The sequence below is a fragment of the Xenorhabdus entomophaga genome, from assembly GCF_037996725.1.
Taxonomy (GTDB): domain Bacteria; phylum Pseudomonadota; class Gammaproteobacteria; order Enterobacterales; family Enterobacteriaceae; genus Xenorhabdus; species Xenorhabdus khoisanae.
In genome coordinates this window covers 1-271 of record NZ_JBBMXH010000436.1, presented here as the reverse complement: position 1 = coordinate 271, position 271 = coordinate 1, and the positions used below count along the sequence as shown (strand labels likewise).

Genomic DNA, 271 nt, shown 5'->3' with positions numbered 1-271 from the left:
CTGCCTGTGCCTGCGGGGGAACTTCTATGCCTATAAGGTGAAGGCACTGGGGGAGGTGGTGGAATTATTACCGCTCGACCCGGGCAGTGTGGTCCCCAAACTCAATAACGATTGGGTACCAGAATATCAGGTCACCTTCTACTCCCCGAATGAATGTCGTGAACTGGAAGAACTCAACCCGCGAGAGGGCGGGGATATTTACCTGACGCCCATGAACATGACAACCAAACCTGAACAATCCCCGAAAAAGGAGGAAGAGACGCATGCCGAT

General features: G+C 53.1%; 1 pseudogene. It reads left to right on the top strand.

The features are described from left to right. Positions 1-271, top strand: a pseudogene (locus AAC854_RS23530) (hypothetical protein); the annotation flags it as partial.